We start from the raw sequence: 20,516 nt of genomic DNA on the forward strand, positions 1-20,516 counted from the left end.
AGTTGTCGAAATTGGTAAATGCGTTTTCGAGAAGAGGAAAAAAACTAGTGCAACAGCAGGTCGCAGGGCTTCAAACCCGTATGCTTCTTAAAGGCGGTGGAGAAGTGAGAAATGGAGGAATACCCAAGCATCATGGAAACTTCCGTGACACTGAGTCCTTTTTCATAGAGCAGATACCGGGCGTGTTCCATGCGCTGCCCCTGGTAAAAGTCGAAAATCGTGGTCCCGAAAAGTTCCTTAAATCCCTTTTTGAGATAGCATTCGTTCATAGCCACCCTCCGGCTGAGCTCCTTGATCGTGATGGGTTCGCCGATTTGTTCCAGGAGGATTTCCCGGGCCCGTCCGATCTTAACCCTGTCCGCTTCGTTGGCGAGAAACTTGCAAGCAAAAACGCCTTCTTCTTTTTCCTCCAAAAGACATTCCAGGCTGTACAACAACAACGCCTGTACCTGGCTGTTGACAAAGATGTTTTCGAGGGCGCCCTCATATTGGTTGGTCAACAGGCTCTCCAGGACGAGACGGCTCCGGCCGCAAAGGGGAACGATCTTTGTAAAGGAAGAAGGGTACCGGAAAGACAATACATCTTCGGTCCGCGACAACGTCTGCCGGCCCTTTACAAAAGGCGCCAGGTAGGTGGTGGAGAACCGGAAGGTAAGAAGGTCGATCGTGGGGGTTTTCGCCCCGCACTGGGCGGAAGACTTGCGGCAGGTTTGTCCCCCGTTACAGGCGGGATCGCTGCAATAGGTATTCCCCGAGAGACAGAACCGCAGTTCGAGGTAGGATTCATCCGACCGGGCGTGCTGGTAAACCATCATCCCCGTGTCGTCTACGGACCACTGCGGCTGGAGGGCATACCGTTGTATGACATAAGCCACCGCTCCCGGGATGTGCTGCTCCTTCTGATGGAGCAGGTCCAGGGTATCCTGGAGGACCGGTTGTTTCCGGGCGATGGTGAGTATGTCGGGTGGCTGGAGCATATTCCGGCGCAAAAATAGGCCATCCCCGGATAGCACCCTTTCCTAAGGGGAAATACTGACCCCAACGTGACAAAGCGCCCTTTCCTACTCCCTTGAAAATGTGTCTCAAATGTTCATAAAAAGGCCCTTTTTAACACCGCTAAATTGCCTTAAAAGGCCTAATTTTACTACCTTTGCACCACTATTAAAGGAGGATTGAACGTCTGTATGAGTACTGAAAGTCAAGCAGTGGATACGCCCACACAGAATACCAACGGATACGGAGCTGACAGCATTCAGGTTTTAGAGGGATTGGAAGCCGTCCGTAAGAGGCCGGCGATGTACATAGGGGATATAGGGATCAAGGGGTTACACCACCTGGTGTATGAAGTAGTGGACAATTCCATAGACGAGGCCCTGGCCGGATACTGTAAGAATATCGACGTCACCATCCACGAGGACAATTCCATTTCGGTAAAGGACGACGGCCGGGGTATTCCCACGGGCATCATCCCCAAGGAAAAGAGGTCCGCATTGGAGGTGGTGATGACCGTCCTGCATGCCGGCGGCAAATTCGACAAGAATACCTACAAGGTGTCCGGCGGCTTGCACGGGGTGGGTGTTTCCTGCGTCAACGCCCTTAGTAAACACGTCCATGTAACCGTGTACCGCGAAGGAAAAGTCTTTGAACAGGAATACAATATCGGGATCCCGGAATACTCCGTACGCGCGATTGGCGAGACCGACCGCACCGGGACGACCACGCATTTCTGGCCCGACGGGACGATCTTTACATCCCTCATATATAATAAAGACATCCTGGCCGGCCGTCTCCGCGAGCTATCGTTCCTTAACCGGGGCGTCCGCATCACCCTGACCGACCTCCGGGAACGGAATGAAGAAGGTGAACCTGTGTATAACGAAACCTTTTACAGCGAGGGTGGGATCGTCGAATTTGTCGAGATGCTCGACCGGAACGCAAAGAGGAACACACTGATCAACAAGACCTTATATGTGGACGGTTTTGACGATGCCGCTAACGTAGAGGTCGAGGTGGCGATGACGTACAACGACGATTTCAAAGAACATATTTTCTCCTACGTCAATAACATCAATACCATCGAGGGCGGCACCCATATTACCGGTTTCCGCAGGGCCCTGACGAGGGTATTTAAGCAATATGGAGAGAAAGAGGGGCTTTTTGAAAGGGCGAAAGTAGAGGTGGAAGGCGACGACTTCCGGGAAGGCCTGAGCGCCATTATTTCGGTAAAGGTCCCCGAACCCCAGTTCGAAGGCCAGACCAAGACAAAGCTGGGCAACAGCGAAGTCTCCGGTATCGTCGAAACCACCGTGGCCAAGGCCCTGGATACCTACCTGGAGGAAAACCCGAAAGAGGCCCGCAACGTCATCCAGAAAGTCATTCTCGCTGCACAGGCCCGGGTGGCCGCCCGCAAGGCGAGGGAACTCGTCCAACGCAAAAGCGTCCTATCCGGCGGGGGTCTGCCCGGTAAACTGGCCGACTGTTCCGATCGCGATCCGGGTCGTTGCGAGCTATACCTGGTGGAAGGGGATTCCGCAGGTGGTACCGCCAAACAAGGCCGGGACCGGAGCTTCCAGGCCATCCTGCCACTAAGGGGTAAGATCCTCAACGTGGAGAAGGCCATGGAACACAAAATCCTGGAAAACGAAGAGATCAGGAACATGTATACCGCCCTGGGTGTGACCGTCGGTACCCCCGATGACCCCAAGGCCCTTAACCTCGCCAAACTCCGCTATCATAAGCTCATCATCATGACCGATGCCGACGTGGACGGAAGCCACATCGCCACGCTTATCCTCACTTTCCTTTTCCGGTATATGAAGGAACTGGTCGAGCAGGGGTACGTCTACCTCGCCCAACCGCCCCTGTACCTCGTTAAGAAAGGCAAAGAACAGGTGTACGCCTGGACCGAAGAGGACCGCAAGGCCGCTGTGGAACGCATCGCCGGCGGTAAAGAAGACAGCGCCACCATTCAACGCTACAAAGGTTTGGGTGAAATGAACGCGGATCAATTGTGGGAGACCACTATGAACCCTGCAAAACGTATCCTGAAAATGGTGACCCTGGAGAGCGCGGCCATTGCCGACGAGGTATTCAGCATGCTCATGGGTGATGAAGTGGCGCCAAGGCGTGAATTCATAGAAACCCATGCAAAATATGCCCGGATCGACGTCTAGGCTTCTTACCTCCGTAACGATTGTCCTCTGCCATGTCCTAAGCGCAAATGCGCAAACGCCCCAAGCGAATCCTTATGTGATGCACGGTTCAGCCGTGCAGAATACTTGTAATTGCTATACCCTTACCCCCCAGGAAACCTTTCAGGCGGGCCAGGTATGGAATAAGAACGAGATCGACCTGACCCAGTCGTTCGATTATCATTTCAATGTGTTTTTGGGTTGCAATTCGGGTACGAACGGGGCCGATGGTATGGCCTTTGTGCTCCAACCCATCAATACCAGCCAGGGCAGTACCGGGGAAGGCCTGGGTTTTGGCGGCATCGTGCCGTCCCTGGGCGTGACCATCGACACCTACCAGAATCCGGACCAAAACGACCCGCCCTACGACCACATCGCCTTTCAGTCCAACGGGGATGTCAACCATGCCGACGCCAACAACCTTGCCGGACCGGTGCAGGTGCTGCCCAACCAATCCGACATCAAGGACTGCGCCTGGCACGTTCTGGAGGTAAAATGGGACGCACCCACCATGACCCTCGTGGCCTACATGGATGGCAATTTCCGGCTCAGCATGACCAAGGACATCGTGGCCACCATATTTAGCGGCAACCCCACCGTTTTCTGGGGTTTCACCGCGGCCACCGGCGGGTCCGACAACCTCCAGCAGTTTTGTACATCGTTAAACGCCGGCCATTCCGCCCTTCCCGCCAAAACCTGCGAAAAGGACACCATCGTTTTCCGCGACAGCTCCACTTCTTTCGGGTCCATCCTCCAATGGTATTGGAACTTTGGAGATGGGGACACCAGCATGCAGCAAAACCCGCCGCCCCATGTTTACCCCACGCCCGGTGTCTATATCGTGACCCAGAATATCCTCGGCAACAACGGCTGTCTTTCCGATACCAACAAAACGGTACTCACCATAGGTACCTACCCCGTGGCTTCCTTTACCGCGGGTAACGCCTGCACCGGCAGAACCCTTCCCCTGGTCAACACCAGTTATGACACGGTGGGCCTTTTCGCGGACTGGACCTGGACGCTTTCCGACGGGCGGATCTTTACCGATTCGCTGCCCTCTATCGTCTTTGCCCAGCCCGGCGCCTATACGCTATCCCTCCATGTCGTCAGCGCCGAGGGTTGCGCCAGCAACACCTATACCCAACTGCTGTCCGTCAATCCCACCCCCCAGGTGACCTTTGCGCCGGATTCCGTTTGTACCGGGACGCCCCTCGTGCTGACGGGGACCAATACGACGGGTATACCGGTCCAACAGTGGTACTGGTTGCTGGGTCAGCGCCCCGATTCCGGACAAACGGTAACCCAGGTCTATGATCAGGAGGCGGTCTTTAACGCCAGTCTTTGGGCCATGAGCCCTTATGGTTGTCTTTCGGACACAGTGACCCAACAGGTCAGCATACAAGCCTCGCATGCCTTTGCCGGCAACGACACCTCGGATGCCCTTGGTTATCCTATCCAGCTACAGGCGACCGGAGGCACCACCTATACCTGGTCGCCCCCCACGGGTCTTAGCGACCCGTCGATCGCCAACCCCATCGCCGTCCTCACCACGGACACGCGGTACACGGTCACGGCCTATTCAAACGCCGGTTGCGCCTCCCAGGCGTCGGTTTTTATCAAGGTCTACAAGGGCCCGGCGATCTACGTACCGAGTGCTTTTACCCCCAACGGCGACGGCGTCAATGACGTTCTTCGGCTCGTCGCCCCCGGGATCAAAACGCTCGTCTATTTCCGTGTTTTCAACCGCTGGGGTAACGAGGTATACCATAGTACCGATCTGCAGGCCGCCTGGGACGGCACGGCCGGCGGCCGGCCGGTTCCTTCGGGCACATACGTGTGGGAAGTCCTGGGCATTGACCTGACCGGGAAACCCCTGGGGGAGCGGGGTACCGTGCTCCTGGCGCGGTAGCGCAGGCCGCCACCCGCGGCCCGCCAAAATTTAACCTCCCAAAAGCGCGGGCAGCCTTAATTTTGATCCCCGATGAAACTCTTGATCATAGAAGACGAAAAGGCCCTTTCGGAGAGTATCGCCTCCTATCTCAATGATTATCATTATTCCTGCGAGATGGCCTACGACTTTCCCAGTGCCCGGGAAAAAATCCAGCTCCACGACTACAATTGTATCATCCTTGACATCGCCCTTCCCCATGGAAACGGGCTGACCCTTCTGCGGGAACTAAAGGCCGCCGGCAAAACGGATGGGGTACTCATCGTCTCCGCAAGGAATTCCCTGGATGACAAAATCGAGGGCCTCAACAGGGGAGCCGACGACTACCTCACCAAACCCTTCCACCTCTCGGAATTGGGCGCCCGGGTGTCGGCGATTATCCGCCGCAAGACCTTTGGTGGACACAATGTGTTAAAGCTGGACGGACTCACGATCGACCTCGAAGAAAGGACCGTCCGGGGCGACAATGGGCACATCGACCTCACCCGGAAGGAGTACGAACTGTTGCTTTATTTCACCGGCAACAGGAACAAGGTCCTGACCAAGGAAGCCATTGCCGAGCACCTCTGGGGGGACCAGGCCGACATGACCGACAACTACGATTTTCTGTATACCCATATCAAGAACCTGCGCCGGAAACTCCTTCAGGGCGGGTGTCCGGACTATATCAAGGCCGTCTATGGAATGGGGTATAAATTCAATCCCGGCAAATCCGTCGCAGAGTGAAACTGTTTACCCGGTATAACCGTATCAATGCCCTGGTGACCCTCGCCCTCTTCCTGGTGACCTGCGTGGCCATGTATTTCCTGATCTTCCAGGTGCTGGTCGTGCAACTGGACCACAACTTCATCCGGATCCGCAACCGGATGCAGACGTACGTCAACCAGCACCAGGAACTGCCCAGCCAGCAGGTACTGGACGACCTGAGCGTATACTATACCCCGACGGGCGACAGCATACCCGGGCCGGAGCGTTTTGAGGCCACCCATTTCTTCGATTCTACCTTGGGTAAAGACCACCGGTTCAGAAAGTACTTTTTCCCCATCCGGGTCCGGCAAAGCTGGTACCAGGTCACCCTCATAAAACCCCTGGAAGGCCCGCACCACGTAGCGTATGCCCTCATGGGGATCGCCGTTCCCGTGATACTGGTCATCATTCTCACCTTTTCCGTCATCAACCGCATGGTCCTGCGCCGGTTGTGGGCCCCGTTTTATAAAAGCCTGGAAATCCTGGGCAGATTCCAGTTGGGAGAGCGTAACCCGCCCGTTTTCCCCGAAACGCCCATCGAAGAGTTTTCGACGATGAACAAAAAGCTGAGGGAAGCCACGGGTAAGGCTGCCGATGACTACAAGGCCCTCAAGGAATTCACCGAAAACGCTTCCCACGAAATCCAAACCCCGCTGGCCATCATCCGCTCCAAACTGGACCTCGTCATCCAGGACGAAGCCCTGTCCGACCGGCAGGGAGAAAGCCTGAGAAGCGCGTATGGAGCGGTCAAAAAGATTTCCAGGCTCAACAAGTCCCTCCTGTTGATCACGAAGATTGAAAACAATCAATACAACCGGAAGGAAGACATCGCCCTCGACGAAAAGCTCCGCGAAAAGCTCATACAGTTCCAGGAACTTTGGGACAACAGCGGCCTGACCGTAAACGCCTCCATCGCACCCACCTCTATCCATGCCAGCCCCGAGCTGATCGACATCCTGTTTGACAACCTCCTCAGCAATGCCACCCGCCACAACCGGCCCGGCGGCTCTTTATCCCTTGTCCTTGCACAAGGACGCCTGGAGGTTTCCAATACCGGTGCGTCCGTTCGCCTGGACCGGGAACGCCTTTTCCGGCGTTTTTATAAAGAGTCCAACGACAGCGACCATGTCGGCCTGGGTCTTTCTATTATACAACAGATCTGCGTAGCCACGGGCGTTGCGATCGCCTATGCCTACGCAGACCCTTATCATTCGTTCATACTGTCCTGGTCGAATTAATTGTGAATGGGTGCCGACCCCGGTCCCGCCGCATTAAAATCGAGTTCGTTTTGCGGCACGTCCCAGTAGTCCATATAGTCGTAGTCGATCGTACACGGCAGGATCACCGCCGCGGTCCCGCCCACGAGGTTCCCCGGGACCAGGACATTGGCGTTCGTCCGCCCTCCCCCGCTCGCCGCGGCGGTCGTTACACCCCATCGCCGTGCATCATACCAGGCCAGGCCTCTCAGGTAGAGACTCACCCGTCTTTCGCTCCGGAACTGCGCCAGGGCGGCTGCCTGGGTAAGACCCGTGTTTTCTATGTGCGCCAGACCGGAGTTCTGGGCGTCCCGGATCTGGTCGATCAGCACAAGCCCCCCGTTGATGTCACTGCCCGTCCGGATTTTAGCCTCGGCGATCATCAGGCTGTTTTCCTCCCATGTCCCACCGATGCTGATCGAACCAATACTGTTGTCCGTGGCATAGCTCCCCCCGTTTTCAATATCGATGACGTTCCAACGCGTCCCAAACTGGATACCCCGGTTGCGCACATTGACCACGGGTCCGCCCGGATACGATTCGAAATTCTTCGAAAACCGTTTGTCGCCCGGCTGATAGTCCTGGATCAGGCGCTCGCTCACCCAGGCAAAACCACTTCCGTACGAATGGAAGGCAAAGGGATGATAAAAATTGTTCGACAGGTCGTTGACACCTCCCGCGTTCATCCCGAACATAAAAGAGTAGTCTCCCTGGACCATCCCGGAACCCGCCAGGCTAAGCACCGTGGCCCAGTCGCCGGCGGTCATGGTAGCGACCTTGCGGTTCACCAGGTAGTTCCGGGCTTCAAAAGTATAGATCTGCCGGATCCACATCGCCGGCGTGACAATCTGTGTATTGAGGTTAAAACTGGGGATGATGTTTTCGAACACGTAGTCATAGTCCGCGTTTTCATTCAGGGTACTTAAGATGGCCTTGGCCTTGTCGAAATTGGCGTTGCCTTCCGCGACGATGCTGTCGTGGCTGATAAAATTGTTGTTCGTCTCCCCGTTGGCGGGATTGTCGTTGATGATCCCGGCCAGGTACATGGAGCCGATCCTCGAATAGCAGAAACCCTTCCACCAATACGCCCACGCCCGGAGGATTCCCTTTTTGGTGGCCGTGTCCCCGGAAAGCCGGAGTGCCGGGTCGTTCGCCGCCAGGAGAAGAAGGTTACACTGCGCATTCATGTAATAGCAAACCGCCCATTCGTACTGGAACGCATTGCCTTCCCCGGCCTGCCGGCTGTTTTCCGCTTCCATGATCCCCTGCTGGGTAAACCCGGATGGGTTCTTGATCACCGTGTTATAGGGCGATGGAAGGGTGATGGTATTGACATTGGCCGGGTACCGCAAACCCCAGTTGGCCCAGGGCGAAAAGTCTTCGTCCCCCATATTGCTGTGCATGGAGAGAACGATCTGGTAAATATTGGTGTTTCCTTCACCCGGAACGGCAGCGATCCATTTCTCGACAACGCCCATGGCAAAGGATTCGATACCTGCTTCCGTCTGCAGGGATGAAGGTGTGGGGTTGTTGGGATCGATCAGGTTGAGGGTGGACTTCTGACAAGCCCATCCCAGCATCAATAAACCGATGTATAACGAGATATACTTTTTCATAGAAATTTTTTTAGAATCCGACATTCAATCCAAACTGGTAGGACCTCAAATTGGGAATCCCGAAATAGTCGACACCATTGATCGCGCCCACCCCGCCGATCGCCACACCCTGGCTGTTCACGGCCGTTGTGTTTTCGGGGTCCATTCCGTGAAACTTGGTAAAGGTGAGCAGGTTGCGGCCCGAGATGGTCGCACTCAGGCGCTTGACCCAGGGTACCTTCATCAACGGCGAGAAATCATAGCTCAGGGAAAGGTCCCTCAGACGGATATAGGAGCCGTTCTCGACAAACCAGGAGGACGGATTGACCAGGTTATACAGGCTTTGATAGTAATTGACATAAGCGCCCGGCTTGCCGTTGATGGTGACAGACTGGTCGAAGTCCTTGGACACGCCGCCCGAACCACCCGAACCACCGGCCGGCGAATACAGCCACTGCCGCGTCAGGTTATAGATATTGTTCCCGTGTACCCAGTCGAATTGGAACGAGAAGGTCAGGTCCCTAAACAAGGTGAAGGTATTGATCCAGGCGGAGGTGAAGTCCGGATAGGACTTCCCGATCACGGACTGGTCGTTGGCGGCCGTCATTAATGCGGCATAGGTCGTTTTGTTGATGACGGTCCCGTTGTCCAGTTCGTAATTGCTTGCGGAGGCCGTGGGTACGTACGGCGTCTTGCCGTCCGCCATCAGTTGCGTCAGGCTGTGCACAGGCGTCTGTCCGTAAAACAGCCCCAGCGCCTTGCCCTGCTTGACCGAGAATTCGCCGTTGATGATATCCTGCCCGCCCGAGATCTTCGTGACGACGGCGTGGCTAAAGCCCCAACGTACGGCGGAGGTCCAGGAAAACTTCCCCGACGACAAGACCTGGACGTCCAGTGACATGTCCAACCCGTGGCTTTCGATCGTGGAAAGGTTGCTCAACAAACCGGAAAAACCGGTGGATGGGGCGACGTTGGCGGTCTGTTCCAGGTCCTCGTTCAGGCGATGCCACCAGGTGCCGCTAAAGGTGACCCTGGGCAACCAGTCTCCCTTTAGTCCATTGAAGGTGATGTCTGTCCCGATCTCCGTTTCGGAGGTCAGTTGCACGACCAGGTCGGGGTTACGCGCCACGGTCTGGGTGGACAAGGCCACCCCCGTACCCAGCGTCGTCACACCCAAGGTCGTCTGGCGGTCATAGTTTCCGGTCGATTGGGGCTGGGTGCCTGCCTTTCCATAAGCGGCCCGCAACTTCCAGTCGTTTACAAGGTGCTGCCCCTTCATCCATTCGGATGGGCGGAAATACACGGTCCCCCTGTCGAAGGTTTGGGCGTTTCCACCTCGTCCGAAGGTGGAGGCATAGTCGGACCGGAGCCCGCCGGATATGCCAAAGAGGTTTCCGTAATCTATGGTCTGGTTGAAAAGAAAACCGAACTGGGTAAAAGCGGTATAAAAATCCCCGTCCGTTTTCTGTGCAGCCACGTTTATGTTGATCGGTGGATAGGCGGGAAGCTGAATGCCTTCCGCGTAATACTGCCGCTCGTATGAGTTAAACCATTCATAGCTGAACTGGGAAGTCGTCCGTATCGGCAGGCTTAAGTGGAAATCGTTTTGAAAGTCCGTTCGGAGAAAGACCGTAAACAAAGCATCCTGCCAGGTCGTGGTCGTCGTCGTATTGGTCAGGCTGCCCTGCCGGCTCGGTCCCCAGTGCAGTGCCGTCTGGAGGTCGGACGTCTGGTTGAGGTAGTAGTTGGTCGCATCTGACGACCGGTAGTCGATCCCATATTTGGCATCCAGCTCCAGGTATCGCGGCAGTTTGAAGTTTGCCTGGAAATTTTGCACGATGTCCAGCGATTTTGTATACTGCTGGTGCCATTCCTGTTCCGACAGTGAATTGTTCTGGTTGGAGGCGGTGGAGGTTTTGATAGCCCGGTGACCCGTGGAATCCCGCCAGTTAAGGTCTATCCAGGGATAGGCGTTGACGATCGCAAAACGGTTTCCGTTTAGCAGGTTCTGGTACCCGATGATACCCTGGGAAATCGAGCGGAAAGTAAAGCCTTTAAAAGGATTCAACCCCAAGTTCAGGGTCAGGTTCGTCCGCTCGAACTTGTTACTGAAAACATCCTGCTGGTCCAGGTTGGAGGCGGAGAAGGCGTAGTCCGAACTGTTGCCGCCGCCCGCCACATTGATGGTGTGGTTGTAGGTAAGCGCCTGGCGAAAAGCCTGTTTGAAATGGTCATACGTCGGTATGTTGAACGTCTTGTTGTTGACCGTCGCGGGGAAGGCCGTGGGGTCCGGCACGGCGGGATCGGTCCAGGTGCCCGTGGCGTCGTGGCTGATGATCGTTCCGGCGGCATTCAGGATATTTCCGCTGCCATCCGTTACATAGTGATGGTAGGCCGCGAGGATGGGTCTTTTGCCCTTCAGAATGTTGTCGATGCTGACCTTTGTGCTGAGGTTGATGGTCATCTTTCTGCCGGCGGCCCCTTTTTTGGTAAAGATCTGGATGACACCCTGGCCACCTTTCGCCCCATATAGCATGCCCCCCGCGGGTCCCTTGACGACTTCCACGTGGTCGACGACGCTGGGATCCAGGTTGCTGATGTCCTGGACAACTGTCCCGTCCACGATATAGAGCGCGGCGGCGGAAGTGCTCAGGGTGTTGACACCCCTCAGGACGATGTTAAAACCCGCGCCCGGCTGCCCGCTGGTCTGCTGAACCTGGGCCCCGGCAATCTGCCCGTCCAGGGCCTGGTCGATCGACGTGGTGGCGCTTTTTGCAAAATCCTTGGAGCTGACGGTCGCCACATCAATGGGCACCTTTTTCTTGCTGGTTGCCACCCCGACCCCCGTCACCACGACGTCGCTGAGGTTTCGAAGATCGGCGTGCATTTTTACCGTCATGCCCTGGACCGCCGGGAGCTGCTGGTCATTATACCCTACCGAGGTGACCATCAGGAGGACGCCCTCATTGACGCGCAGGGTAAAAGACCCGTCGGCTAAGGTGATGGTCGCCCCTCCTCCTGCTTTCTTTTGCTTTACATAAACGGTGGCATTTTCGATGGGAACCCCATTTTCGTCGAGGACCCGGCCTTTGAGGCTGATGGTTTGCCCCGTGCAGATGGCCGCCACGCACGAGGCAAGGATGACCATGCAGGTCATCGTTAGAAGATTTCTCATGTCGTCAATTTTGGTACAACCAAAAGAAAATAAAACTTTTGGATACAATTAGGCTAACTAATAAGTTAGCCTTTATGTTGGTAGGTCTTCGAACAGTGTTTAAACAGGAATTTTTATATTCGGCTATGAAGAAACTGGCTGCTGCCGCTTTGCTGGCCCTGACCCTTCGGGCTGGAGCCCAAACCACCGTCGCAAAAGACCCGGACATCGCCTCCATGGTCAAAGAAGTCAACCCCGACTCCCTGAAATCCTACATCACTCGTCTTGTGGACTTCGGCACCCGCAGTACTGTCAGCTCCGTGACCGATCCGAAAAAGGGGATCGGCGCCGCCCGGAATTGGGTGCTCGCCACCTTCCAGCGCTTCGCCTCGGCTTCCGGAGGACGGATGACCGCGTACCTTGACACGACCACCTACGCCGCCGATGGACAACGCGTCGCGAGTCCCATCAACCTTGGGAACGCCGTCGCCGTGCTCAAAGGCACGGACACCGGTGACCACCGGATCTTTGTCATCAGCGGCCACCTGGATAGCAGAAGGACAAACGTCATGGACGGTAACGGCGATGCCCCTGGTGCCAACGACGATGGCAGCGGCAGCGCGGCGGTCATCGAGTGCGCGCGGATCATGAGCCGCCACACTTTTGGCGCCACCCTCATTTTTGTCACCGTCAGCGGGGAAGAGCAAGGGCTGCTGGGCTCCACCTATATGGCCAAGAAAGCCAAAACCCGGCAATGGAACATAGAAGGCGTCCTAAACAACGACATCATCGGGTCCAACAACAGCAGCGAAACAAACATTATCGACAATACCCACGTCCGGGTCTTTAGCGAGGGGCTCCCCTTTTACGACCTGGACAAGCAAGCCAAAATGATCCGGCAACTGGGTTTGGAAAACGACGGCAAGGCCCGCCAGCTTGCCCGTTACTTCAAGGAAGTGGGGGAACGCTACGTCGACAACATGCAGGTCGTCCTGATCTACCGGAACGACCGCTTTCTCCGGGGCGGGGATCATTCTCCCTATGTCGAGAACGGGTATGCCGCCGTCCGCGTCACCGAAATGAACGAGAACTTTACCCGCCAGCACCAGGACGTCCGTGTCGAGAACGGCATCCAATACGGCGACCTCCCCGAATACATCGACTACGAGTACCTCCGAAAAAACACCGCCCTCAACCTTTCCACGCTTGCCAACCTCGCCAAGGCGCCCGGCCTTCCCCAAAGTCCCCGCGTCCTCACCCGCGACCTGACCAACGTCACCCACCTGACCTGGTCCGCCCCGTTGGAAGGCAAGCCCATCGGATACTACATCCTGGTCCGCGAGACAACGTCGCCTGTATGGCAACGCAAGATCTGGACGACCTTGACGGACGTCACGCTGCCCCTATCCAAAGACAACTTTTTCTTCGGTATTCAATCCGTCAGCTCAGGCGGGAACGAGAGCCTTCCTGTGGTTCCGCTACCCGGTCGCTAAACCCCCACATCAAGGTGATTCGCTTTTACCGCCTGGTCGAAAAATATGCCTGCGAGGCGCTCGAAGGAGGCGGGGGTCTCAGTGGTATAGAAGGTCAGGGAACCGCCGCGGGAAAGGCGGGCTTCCATGGAGGGATGGCGGGATAGGTAGTCTGCGAGGCTGCGGGCGACGATCTCTCCCTGGGAGAGGATGCGCATGTGTTCGGGGACGTGGGCGCGGATCTTGTCCACCAGCAGGGGATAGTGCGTGCAGCCCAGGACCAGCGTATCGATATGGGGGGACTGGGCCATCAGCTGGTCCAGGTATTTCTTTACAAAATAATCGGCGCCCTCGCCGTCGGCCTCCCCGTTTTCCACCAGGGGTACCCAGAGCGGACACGCCTGTTGATAGACCTTGACGTCGGGATAAAACTTGTTGATCTCGATGGGATAGGATTCCGAGGTCACGGTACCCACGGTCCCCAATACCCCGACCTCCCGGGTTATGGTATGCTGGCCGACGATCTCGGTGGTGGGGCGGATCACCCCCAGCACGCGGTTATCCGGGCTCATCCGGGGCAGGTCGTTTTGCTGGATGGTACGCAGGGCCTTGGCTGACGCCGTGTTACAGGCGAGGATGACCAGGGGGCAGCCCAGGTCGAAAAGATGACGCACGCATTCCAGGGTATAGTGATACACCGTCTCGAAGGACCGGCCTCCATAAGGCGCCCTTGCATTGTCGCCTAAGTACAGGTAGTCGTAGGCCGGGAGTTCCCGGACAAATTCCTTCAACACGGTCAAACCGCCGTAACCGGAATCAAAAACGCCTATGGGTCCTTGTTGCATAGTTAAAAATACGACTTACGCGGCGCAAGCCGAAAGGCACCCTACGCGGCTGCCTCCTGCGAGAACTGGTGCATCGCACTCAATGCCTGGTGCACCCGCTCCATGCTGCCCACGTCCGCAATCACCAGGAAAAAGTTCTTCCCGACCTGTCTTAGCCGTGCCTTATTCGTCCGCGTCTGGATAAACTGCAAAATGCGCTGGAAAACCTCCGACTCGAAATACGGGGAATCCGGATTCCCGATGAAATAACAGCGAAGCGCGCCGTCCTTCAGGACGAGCTTTTCCATGCCCAGGTCGATGGCCAGCCGCCGGCAACGCACGGTCGTGAACAGGTCCTCGGTCTGCGGTGGCAAAGGACCGAACCGGTCTTCAAGCTCCTGGTGGAACGTCCGCAGCTCTGCCTCCGATTCGCAGTTGTCCAGCCGGGTATACAGGGAAAGACGCTCGGTGATGCTTTCGACGTATTCGTCCGGGATAAGGATCTCCAGGTCCGTATCAATCGTACAATCCTGGACAAAATCGTCCTGCTGCTGGATCTCCTGCCGGAACAGCTCCTTGAACTCCGTCCGTTTGAGCTCCCGGATGGCCTCGTCCAGGATCTTCTGGTACATTTCGAAACCGATCTCGGCCATAAAGCCGCTTTGTTCTCCCCCCAGCATGTTTCCCGCGCCCCGGATGTCCAGGTCCCGCATGGCGATCTGGAAACCGCTTCCCAGTTCGCTGTGTTGTTCCAGGGTCTGTAACCGCTTGCGGGAGTCCGCCGGGAGCGAGCTCAAGGGAGGCGCCAGGAGATAACAGAATGCCTTTTTATTGCTACGGCCCACCCGGCCACGGAGCTGGTGAAGGTCGCTCAAACCAAACTGGTGGGCGTTGTTGACGATGATCGTATTGACGTTGGGAATGTCCACCCCGCTTTCGACGATGTTGGTGCAGACCAGGACGTCATACTTCCGGTCGATAAAGTCCATGATGCGTTCTTCCAGCTCGTGTCCTTCCATCTGTCCATGCGCCATCCCGATGCTGAGGTCGGGGCAAAGCGCCTGGGTAAGCGCCACGATTTCCGGGAGACCCTGGATGCGGTTGTGGATAAAGAACACCTGTCCCCCACGTTCCGTCTCGAAATAAATGGCGTCCCGGATAAAGTCCTGGTTGAACACTTGGACCTCCGTCTGGATGGGTTGACGGTTGGGCGGGGGCGTATTGATGATGCTCAGGTCGCGGGCGCCCATCAGGCTGAACTGGAGGGTCCTGGGGATGGGCGTGGCCGTAAGCGTCAGGCAGTCCACGTTGGTCTTGAGGGTCTTGAGCTTTTCCTTTGCACCCACCCCGAACTTTTGTTCCTCATCGATGACCATCAACCCAAGGTCCTTGAACTTCACTTCCTTGCCTAAGAGGGCGTGCGTGCCGACCATGATGTCGATCTTACCCGCCTGCAAACGCGTCAGTGTCTCCTTTTTCTCCTTTGCAGATTTGAACCGGTTGATATAGTCCACGGTGACGGGAAAATCCTTCATCCGTTCGCTAAACGTCTTGTAGTGTTGAAAAGCCAGGATGGTTGTCGGCACAAGGACCACCGCCTGTTTGCCCTCCACGACCGTTTTAAAGGCGGCCCGGATGGCGATTTCCGTCTTGCCAAAACCCACGTCCCCGCACACCAGCCGGTCCATGGGCGCCGGGGATTCCATGTCCTTCTTAACATCCGCCGTGGCCTTGCTTTGATCCGGCGTGTCCTCGTAGATAAACGAGGCCTCCAGCTCCGTCTGCAGATAGTTGTCCTGGCCATGCGCAAAACCCGCCTGGGCTTTACGCTGCGCATACAGCTTGATCAGGTCGAAGGCGATTTCCTTGACCTTTGTCTTGGTCTTCTCCTTGAGCTTCTGCCAGGCTTCGCTGCCGATCTTGTTGATTTTGGGAACCGTCCCTTCCTTACCGGTATACTTACTGATCTTGTGCAGGGAGTTGATGTTCACATACAGAATATCCCCGTCCTTGTACAGGATCCGTACCGCCTCCTGGAGACGGCCGTTGGATTCTATCTTCTGAAGACCGCTATAGGTGCCCACACCGTGGTCGATATGGGTCACATAGTCCCCCGGCTGCAGCTCCCGAAGCGTCCGGAGTGTAAGGGCCTTGCTTTTATTGTAGGCCTGTTTGACGCGGTACTTGTGGTACCGCTGGAAGATCTGGTGGTCCGTATAGCAAACGACTTTGCTTGCCTCGTCTATAAAGCCCTCGTGGATCGCCGTCGCCAGGGGCGTAAAGGTCAGCTCGGCCTTGAGGTCGGTGAAGATGCTGTGCAACCGCTCCAGTTGGCGGGGGTTTTCCGCAAACAGGAAGAGCCCGAAACCCTTTTTTTCCCACCGTTGAAGGTCTGCGATGAGCAGGTCGAACTTCCGGTTAAAGGCAGGCTGCTCCAAAGTCGGCCAGTCGATGTCCATCCCGCCCCAGTGCGGTTTGTACCCGAATTCGATCAGGTGCCGGCGTTCCAGTTGCTCATGTAACTCAGCCGCGTGGACAAACTCTTCCGGGCTGACTTTTTCCTTTAGGGTTTCTTCGCTGTCTTCCCTTGGCTTAAACGGCGCTGACTTTTCCCTTTCAAAAAAAAGTCCGAGGTCCTCCTCCTGGACCAGGAGCTTTTCCCGGATGACGTCATAATCCTGCAACCAGACCACCGTATTGTCGGGCAGGAAGTCCAGCAAGCTTACTTTTTCTCCCTGGTCGAAGTTCGTTTCGATGTTGGGGATAATATTGACCTGGAGCAGTTTCCGCTCACTCAGCTGGGTCTCCGGATCGAACAGGCGTATGGAATCGACCTCGCTCCCGAACAATTCCACACGGTAGGGTTTTTCGTTACCAAAAGAGTAGATATCGAGGATACCGCCCCGCATCGCAAACTGTCCCGGTTCGTATACAAAGTCCGTCCTTTCGAATCCATACCCCACCAATCGTTCCATCAAGGCATCCACCGCCAGCGTGTCACCCACCTTCACCGAGATGACGTTCCCGGACAGTTCCCGGGCGACGATCACCTTCTCGAACAAAGCCTCCGGGTAGGTCACCAGGACCTTTTTGTGCAAGGTGGGGGCGCTGCACTTCATCAATGCCTCGGTGCGCAGCATCACGTGGCTGCTGTTGAGCAGCCGGTAATTCTTCCGGTTTTTAAAGGAGGAGGGGAAATAAAGAATGTCCAGCGCGCCCGTCAGGTTTTCCACCGTGTTGTGAAAATAGGCGGCCGCTTCCGCATCACTCAGGACGACGAGGTGGTTCCACTCCTGCATCGCCGGATGCCGGAACAAACCGGCGCAAATAAATTCGGCGGCGCTGCCATGGAGCGGCCCCACGAAAAAACGCTGCGGACGGGGCGCACGAAGCCCTTCCACCAGGGGAGAAAGGCGGTTATCGCTCGAATACCGGTCTAAAAGCCATTGCAGATTCATTCTACGCGGACGCAAAGTTACATCGAAATGGGTTGCGGCGATGCAGAAGCGCCCTCAAAGCGACCCCCGGGAGGGGGGCCGCCTTAAACCATTTAGCTGATTTTTTCAAAATAAACTTGGATTTAACAAAAAAATATCACTAGATTTGGTCCTTAACAGAACGATTGCTTGCCATTTTCTTTGAAAACGAAGTCCCCCCGGCTTCGTTTTTTTGTTGCCCTACACCGTCCCCGGCGAACCCGGAAATTATAATTATCTTCCTTGGATAAATGATTGCTTATGGAGCCTTGGCGGAAGGGTACGGTTATCCGTATCACGCAGGAAACCCCCAATACCAGGCGCTTCTGGATACAGATTCCGGAGCTGGACCGTTTTGATTTCAAACCGGGGCAATTTGTAACCCTGGATCTGCCGATTCATGAACAGAAAAACAAGCGCTGGCGCAGCTACAGCATTGCCTCCTGGCCGGACGGCACCAACGTGTTTGAGTTGGTGATCGTGTTGCTGGAAGGCGGGCTGGGGACGACCTACCTGTTCAACCACGTCACGGAAGGCTCGGAGCTCATTGTAAGGGGGCCTCAAGGCGTATTTACCTTGCCCGAACCCCTTGAAAAAGACCTTTTCCTGGTCTGTACCGGCACCGGGATCGCACCCTTCCGGAGCATGGTGAACTACCTACGGCTCCACGACCTGCCCCACCGGGACATCCACCTGGTCTTTGGTACACGGACCTTTGAAGACCTGTTGTACTACGAGGAAATGCGGGCGCTGTCGGCCGTCATGGAAGGCTTTTATTACTATCCCACCCTGTCCAGGGAGCAACGCGAAGGACACCATCACGGATACGTCCACCAGGTCTATGAATCCATCTGTATGGAGCGAAAGGACGCCTTTTTCTTTCTGTGCGGATGGAAGCAGATGATCGACGAAGCCAAAAACCGGATAACGGCCCTGGGTATCGACCGCAAGAGTATCCACCAGGAGCTCTACGGTTAATCCGGCCGGCCCCTTCTAGTGCAGTTGCGACTGCGACTCCTTCGAGCGGCGGGCGTAAATATTCTTGAGCTGGTTGTTTTCCCGTTTCAGGTCGGAAATGATCTTTTCCAGCGAAAGGATTTTCGCATGATTCCTCAGCATTTCATCCTCCAGTTTTAGCATTTGCTTCTTGCTTTTGTTCCGATGCAAGGCGCGCAGCATATAACCCGCGGAAAAACCGAGAATAAGAAGGCCAAAAAGGCCCAGGATCGAAAAAGGAATGGGCGCAGTTAAGCTCAAAGGGACAGATGTAAAAAGGTCCATACGGCACATAGGTTTAAAAACCAAATATAACCCTAATTCAGGTTCACGACAATAGTACTTTTACGTCTGAACCCCGCCTGTAGCTACTTTCAGACAAGCTACATTTTAGCGCGTACGTAATTTTACCCACTCCCGGACTTCCGAAAGGGGGACCCGCTGCTGGGTCATCGAATCCCGTTCTCTGATCGTAACTGCCTGATCCTCTTTAGTTTGATGATCAATTGTGGCGCAAAAAGGCGTCCCGATCGCGTCCATCCGGCGGTAGCGTTTTCCGATGTTGTCTTTTTCCTCGTAGAAACAATAAAAATCCTCCCGGCACTCCTTCATCAGGTCCCGGGCGATCTCCGGCAGGCCGTCTTTCTTAGTCAGCGGGAGGACCGCCAGCTTGATCGGGGCAATCCGCGGGGGAATTCTCAGGACGACCCGGCTGTCCTTGGAGCCGTCTTCCTTCGGGATATCCTCTTCCGCATACGATTCACAAAGCACATACAGGACCGTCCGGTCGAGCCCGATGGAGGTCTCGATCACATACGGCACGTAGTTCTGGTTAATTTCGGTGTCAAAGTACTGGAGCTTTTTGCCACTGTATTTCTGGTGCTGGGAAAGGTCATAGTCGGTCCGGGAGTGAATCCCCTCCACTTCCTTGAACCCGAAGGGGAAGTCGAACTCGATGTCCACCGCCGCGTTGGCGTAGTGGGCGAGCTTTACGTGGTCGTGGAAGCGGTACCGGTCCGGCGAGAAACCCAGCGCCAGGTGCCAGTTCATCCGCTCCTGTTTCCAGTAGTTGTACCATTCCATCTCCGAACCCGGGCGGACGAAGAACTGCATCTCCATCTGCTCAAACTCGCGCATCCGGAAGGTGAACTGACGGGCGACGATTTCGTTCCGGAAGGCCTTCCCGACCTGGGCGATGCCAAAAGGCACCTTCATACGCGCGGTTTTCTGGACGTTCAGAAAATTGACAAAGATCCCCTGGGCGGTTTCGGGCCGGAGGTAAATCTCGCTCGCGTCTTCGGCTACGCTCCCCAGTTGGGTGGAAAACATCAGGTTGAACTGGCGTACGTCGGTCCAGTTGGCCGTTCCGCTCACGGCATCGACGATCTTGGCGTCCTGGATGAGTTGTTTAAGCCCCGCGTAGTCCTCGGCAGCCAGGAGCTGGTCCATGGTCGCCAGCAGCGCATCCGCACCGGCCGCGTCTCCTTCGCCCCGGAGTGCATCGGCGTGTCCTTCGATCAGGTGGTCGACCCGGTAGCGCTTTTTGGAGTCCTTGTTGTCGATCATCGGGTCACTGAAATTGTCCACGTGACCGGACGCCTTCCAGGTAGTGGGGTGCATAAAAATGGCCGCGTCTATGCCGACGATATTGTCGTGCATGCGGGTCATGCTGTTCCACCAGTATTCCCGGATGTTCTTTTTGAGCTCGCTGCCCCAGGGACCATAGTCATAGACTGCACTGAGCCCGTCGTATATTTCGCTGCTTTGGAAGATAAATCCGTATTCTTTGGCGTGGGAAATGACCGCCTGAAACTTGTTCGGTTCGTTGGACACTGACATAGCGGCGCAAATATAATA

At 55.8% G+C, this 20,516-nt stretch carries 13 protein-coding genes; 6 read left to right on the top strand and 7 right to left on the bottom strand.

Annotated features, from left to right (window positions below; genetic code table 11):
• Positions 1-44: 44 nt before the first annotated feature.
• Entirely contained in the window at positions 45-977 is a 933-nt protein-coding gene (locus tag EDB95_RS02110) for a helix-turn-helix domain-containing protein (RefSeq protein WP_133990102.1), read from the bottom strand.
• Positions 978-1,184: 207 nt separating this feature from the next.
• Between EDB95_RS02110 and gyrB the strand changes: the two genes are divergently transcribed.
• The 4 genes from gyrB (at position 1,185) to EDB95_RS02130 (ending at position 7,124) form a co-directional block, all read left to right on the top strand.
• Entirely contained in the window at positions 1,185-3,173 is a 1,989-nt protein-coding gene (gene gyrB, locus EDB95_RS02115) for a DNA topoisomerase (ATP-hydrolyzing) subunit B (RefSeq protein ID WP_133990104.1), read from the top strand.
• A 79-nt stretch (positions 3,174-3,252) separates the two neighbouring features.
• The gene (locus tag EDB95_RS02120) at positions 3,253-5,100 is read left to right on the top strand and encodes a lectin-like domain-containing protein (protein ID WP_162852455.1); all 1,848 of its coding nucleotides are present in this window, start codon (positions 3,253-3,255) and stop codon (positions 5,098-5,100) included.
• A 72-nt stretch (positions 5,101-5,172) separates the two neighbouring features.
• Complete coding sequence (locus EDB95_RS02125; RefSeq protein ID WP_133990108.1) at positions 5,173-5,865, top strand: response regulator transcription factor; 693 nt, start codon at positions 5,173-5,175, stop codon at positions 5,863-5,865.
• Complete coding sequence (locus EDB95_RS02130; protein ID WP_133990110.1) at positions 5,862-7,124, top strand: sensor histidine kinase; 1,263 nt, start codon at positions 5,862-5,864, stop codon at positions 7,122-7,124. Before EDB95_RS02125 ends, EDB95_RS02130 begins: the two co-directional genes overlap by 4 nt.
• Here the strand turns inward: EDB95_RS02130 and EDB95_RS02135 are convergent.
• Together EDB95_RS02135 and EDB95_RS02140 are read right to left on the bottom strand one after the other, a co-directional pair.
• Entirely contained in the window at positions 7,121-8,758 is a 1,638-nt protein-coding gene (locus tag EDB95_RS02135; RefSeq protein ID WP_162852456.1) for a RagB/SusD family nutrient uptake outer membrane protein, read from the bottom strand. The genes EDB95_RS02130 and EDB95_RS02135 overlap by 4 nt on opposite strands.
• Positions 8,759-8,768: 10 nt before the next feature.
• Positions 8,769-11,912 carry a SusC/RagA family TonB-linked outer membrane protein gene (locus EDB95_RS02140; protein ID WP_133990114.1) on the bottom strand — a complete coding sequence of 1,048 codons (3,144 nt, stop codon included), beginning with the start codon at positions 11,910-11,912 and terminating at the stop codon, positions 8,769-8,771.
• Between the two features lie 125 nt (positions 11,913-12,037).
• Here EDB95_RS02140 and EDB95_RS02145 point away from each other — a divergent pair, with 125 nt between their 5' ends.
• Positions 12,038-13,384, top strand: a complete 1,347-nt coding sequence (locus EDB95_RS02145) for a M20/M25/M40 family metallo-hydrolase (RefSeq protein WP_133990116.1) — start codon at positions 12,038-12,040, stop codon at positions 13,382-13,384.
• On the opposite strand, the gene murI is transcribed toward EDB95_RS02145, so the two are convergent.
• Entirely contained in the window at positions 13,381-14,208 is an 828-nt protein-coding gene (gene murI, locus EDB95_RS02150) for a glutamate racemase (protein ID WP_133990118.1), read from the bottom strand. The two genes, EDB95_RS02145 and murI, sit on opposite strands and share 4 nt — an antisense overlap.
• Positions 14,209-14,249: 41 nt before the next feature.
• Positions 14,250-17,645 (bottom strand): transcription-repair coupling factor, encoded by a 3,396-nt coding sequence (gene mfd / locus EDB95_RS02155; RefSeq protein WP_133990120.1) that lies wholly within the window; start codon positions 17,643-17,645, stop codon positions 14,250-14,252.
• A gap of 279 nt (positions 17,646-17,924) precedes the next feature.
• Between mfd and EDB95_RS02160 the strand changes: the two genes are divergently transcribed.
• The gene (locus EDB95_RS02160; RefSeq protein ID WP_133990122.1) at positions 17,925-18,641 is read left to right on the top strand and encodes a ferredoxin--NADP reductase; all 717 of its coding nucleotides are present in this window, start codon (positions 17,925-17,927) and stop codon (positions 18,639-18,641) included.
• A 15-nt stretch (positions 18,642-18,656) separates the two neighbouring features.
• Here the strand turns inward: EDB95_RS02160 and EDB95_RS02165 are convergent, their stop codons facing one another.
• The gene (locus EDB95_RS02165) at positions 18,657-18,944 is read right to left on the bottom strand and encodes a hypothetical protein (protein ID WP_133990124.1); all 288 of its coding nucleotides are present in this window, start codon (positions 18,942-18,944) and stop codon (positions 18,657-18,659) included.
• A 105-nt stretch (positions 18,945-19,049) separates the two neighbouring features.
• The gene (locus tag EDB95_RS02170; RefSeq protein WP_133990126.1) at positions 19,050-20,498 is read right to left on the bottom strand and encodes a glycine--tRNA ligase; all 1,449 of its coding nucleotides are present in this window, start codon (positions 20,496-20,498) and stop codon (positions 19,050-19,052) included.
• Between the last annotated feature and the right edge of the window lie 18 nt (positions 20,499-20,516).

This window comes from Dinghuibacter silviterrae (genome assembly GCF_004366355.1).
GTDB classification, from domain to species: domain Bacteria; phylum Bacteroidota; class Bacteroidia; order Chitinophagales; family Chitinophagaceae; genus Dinghuibacter; species Dinghuibacter silviterrae.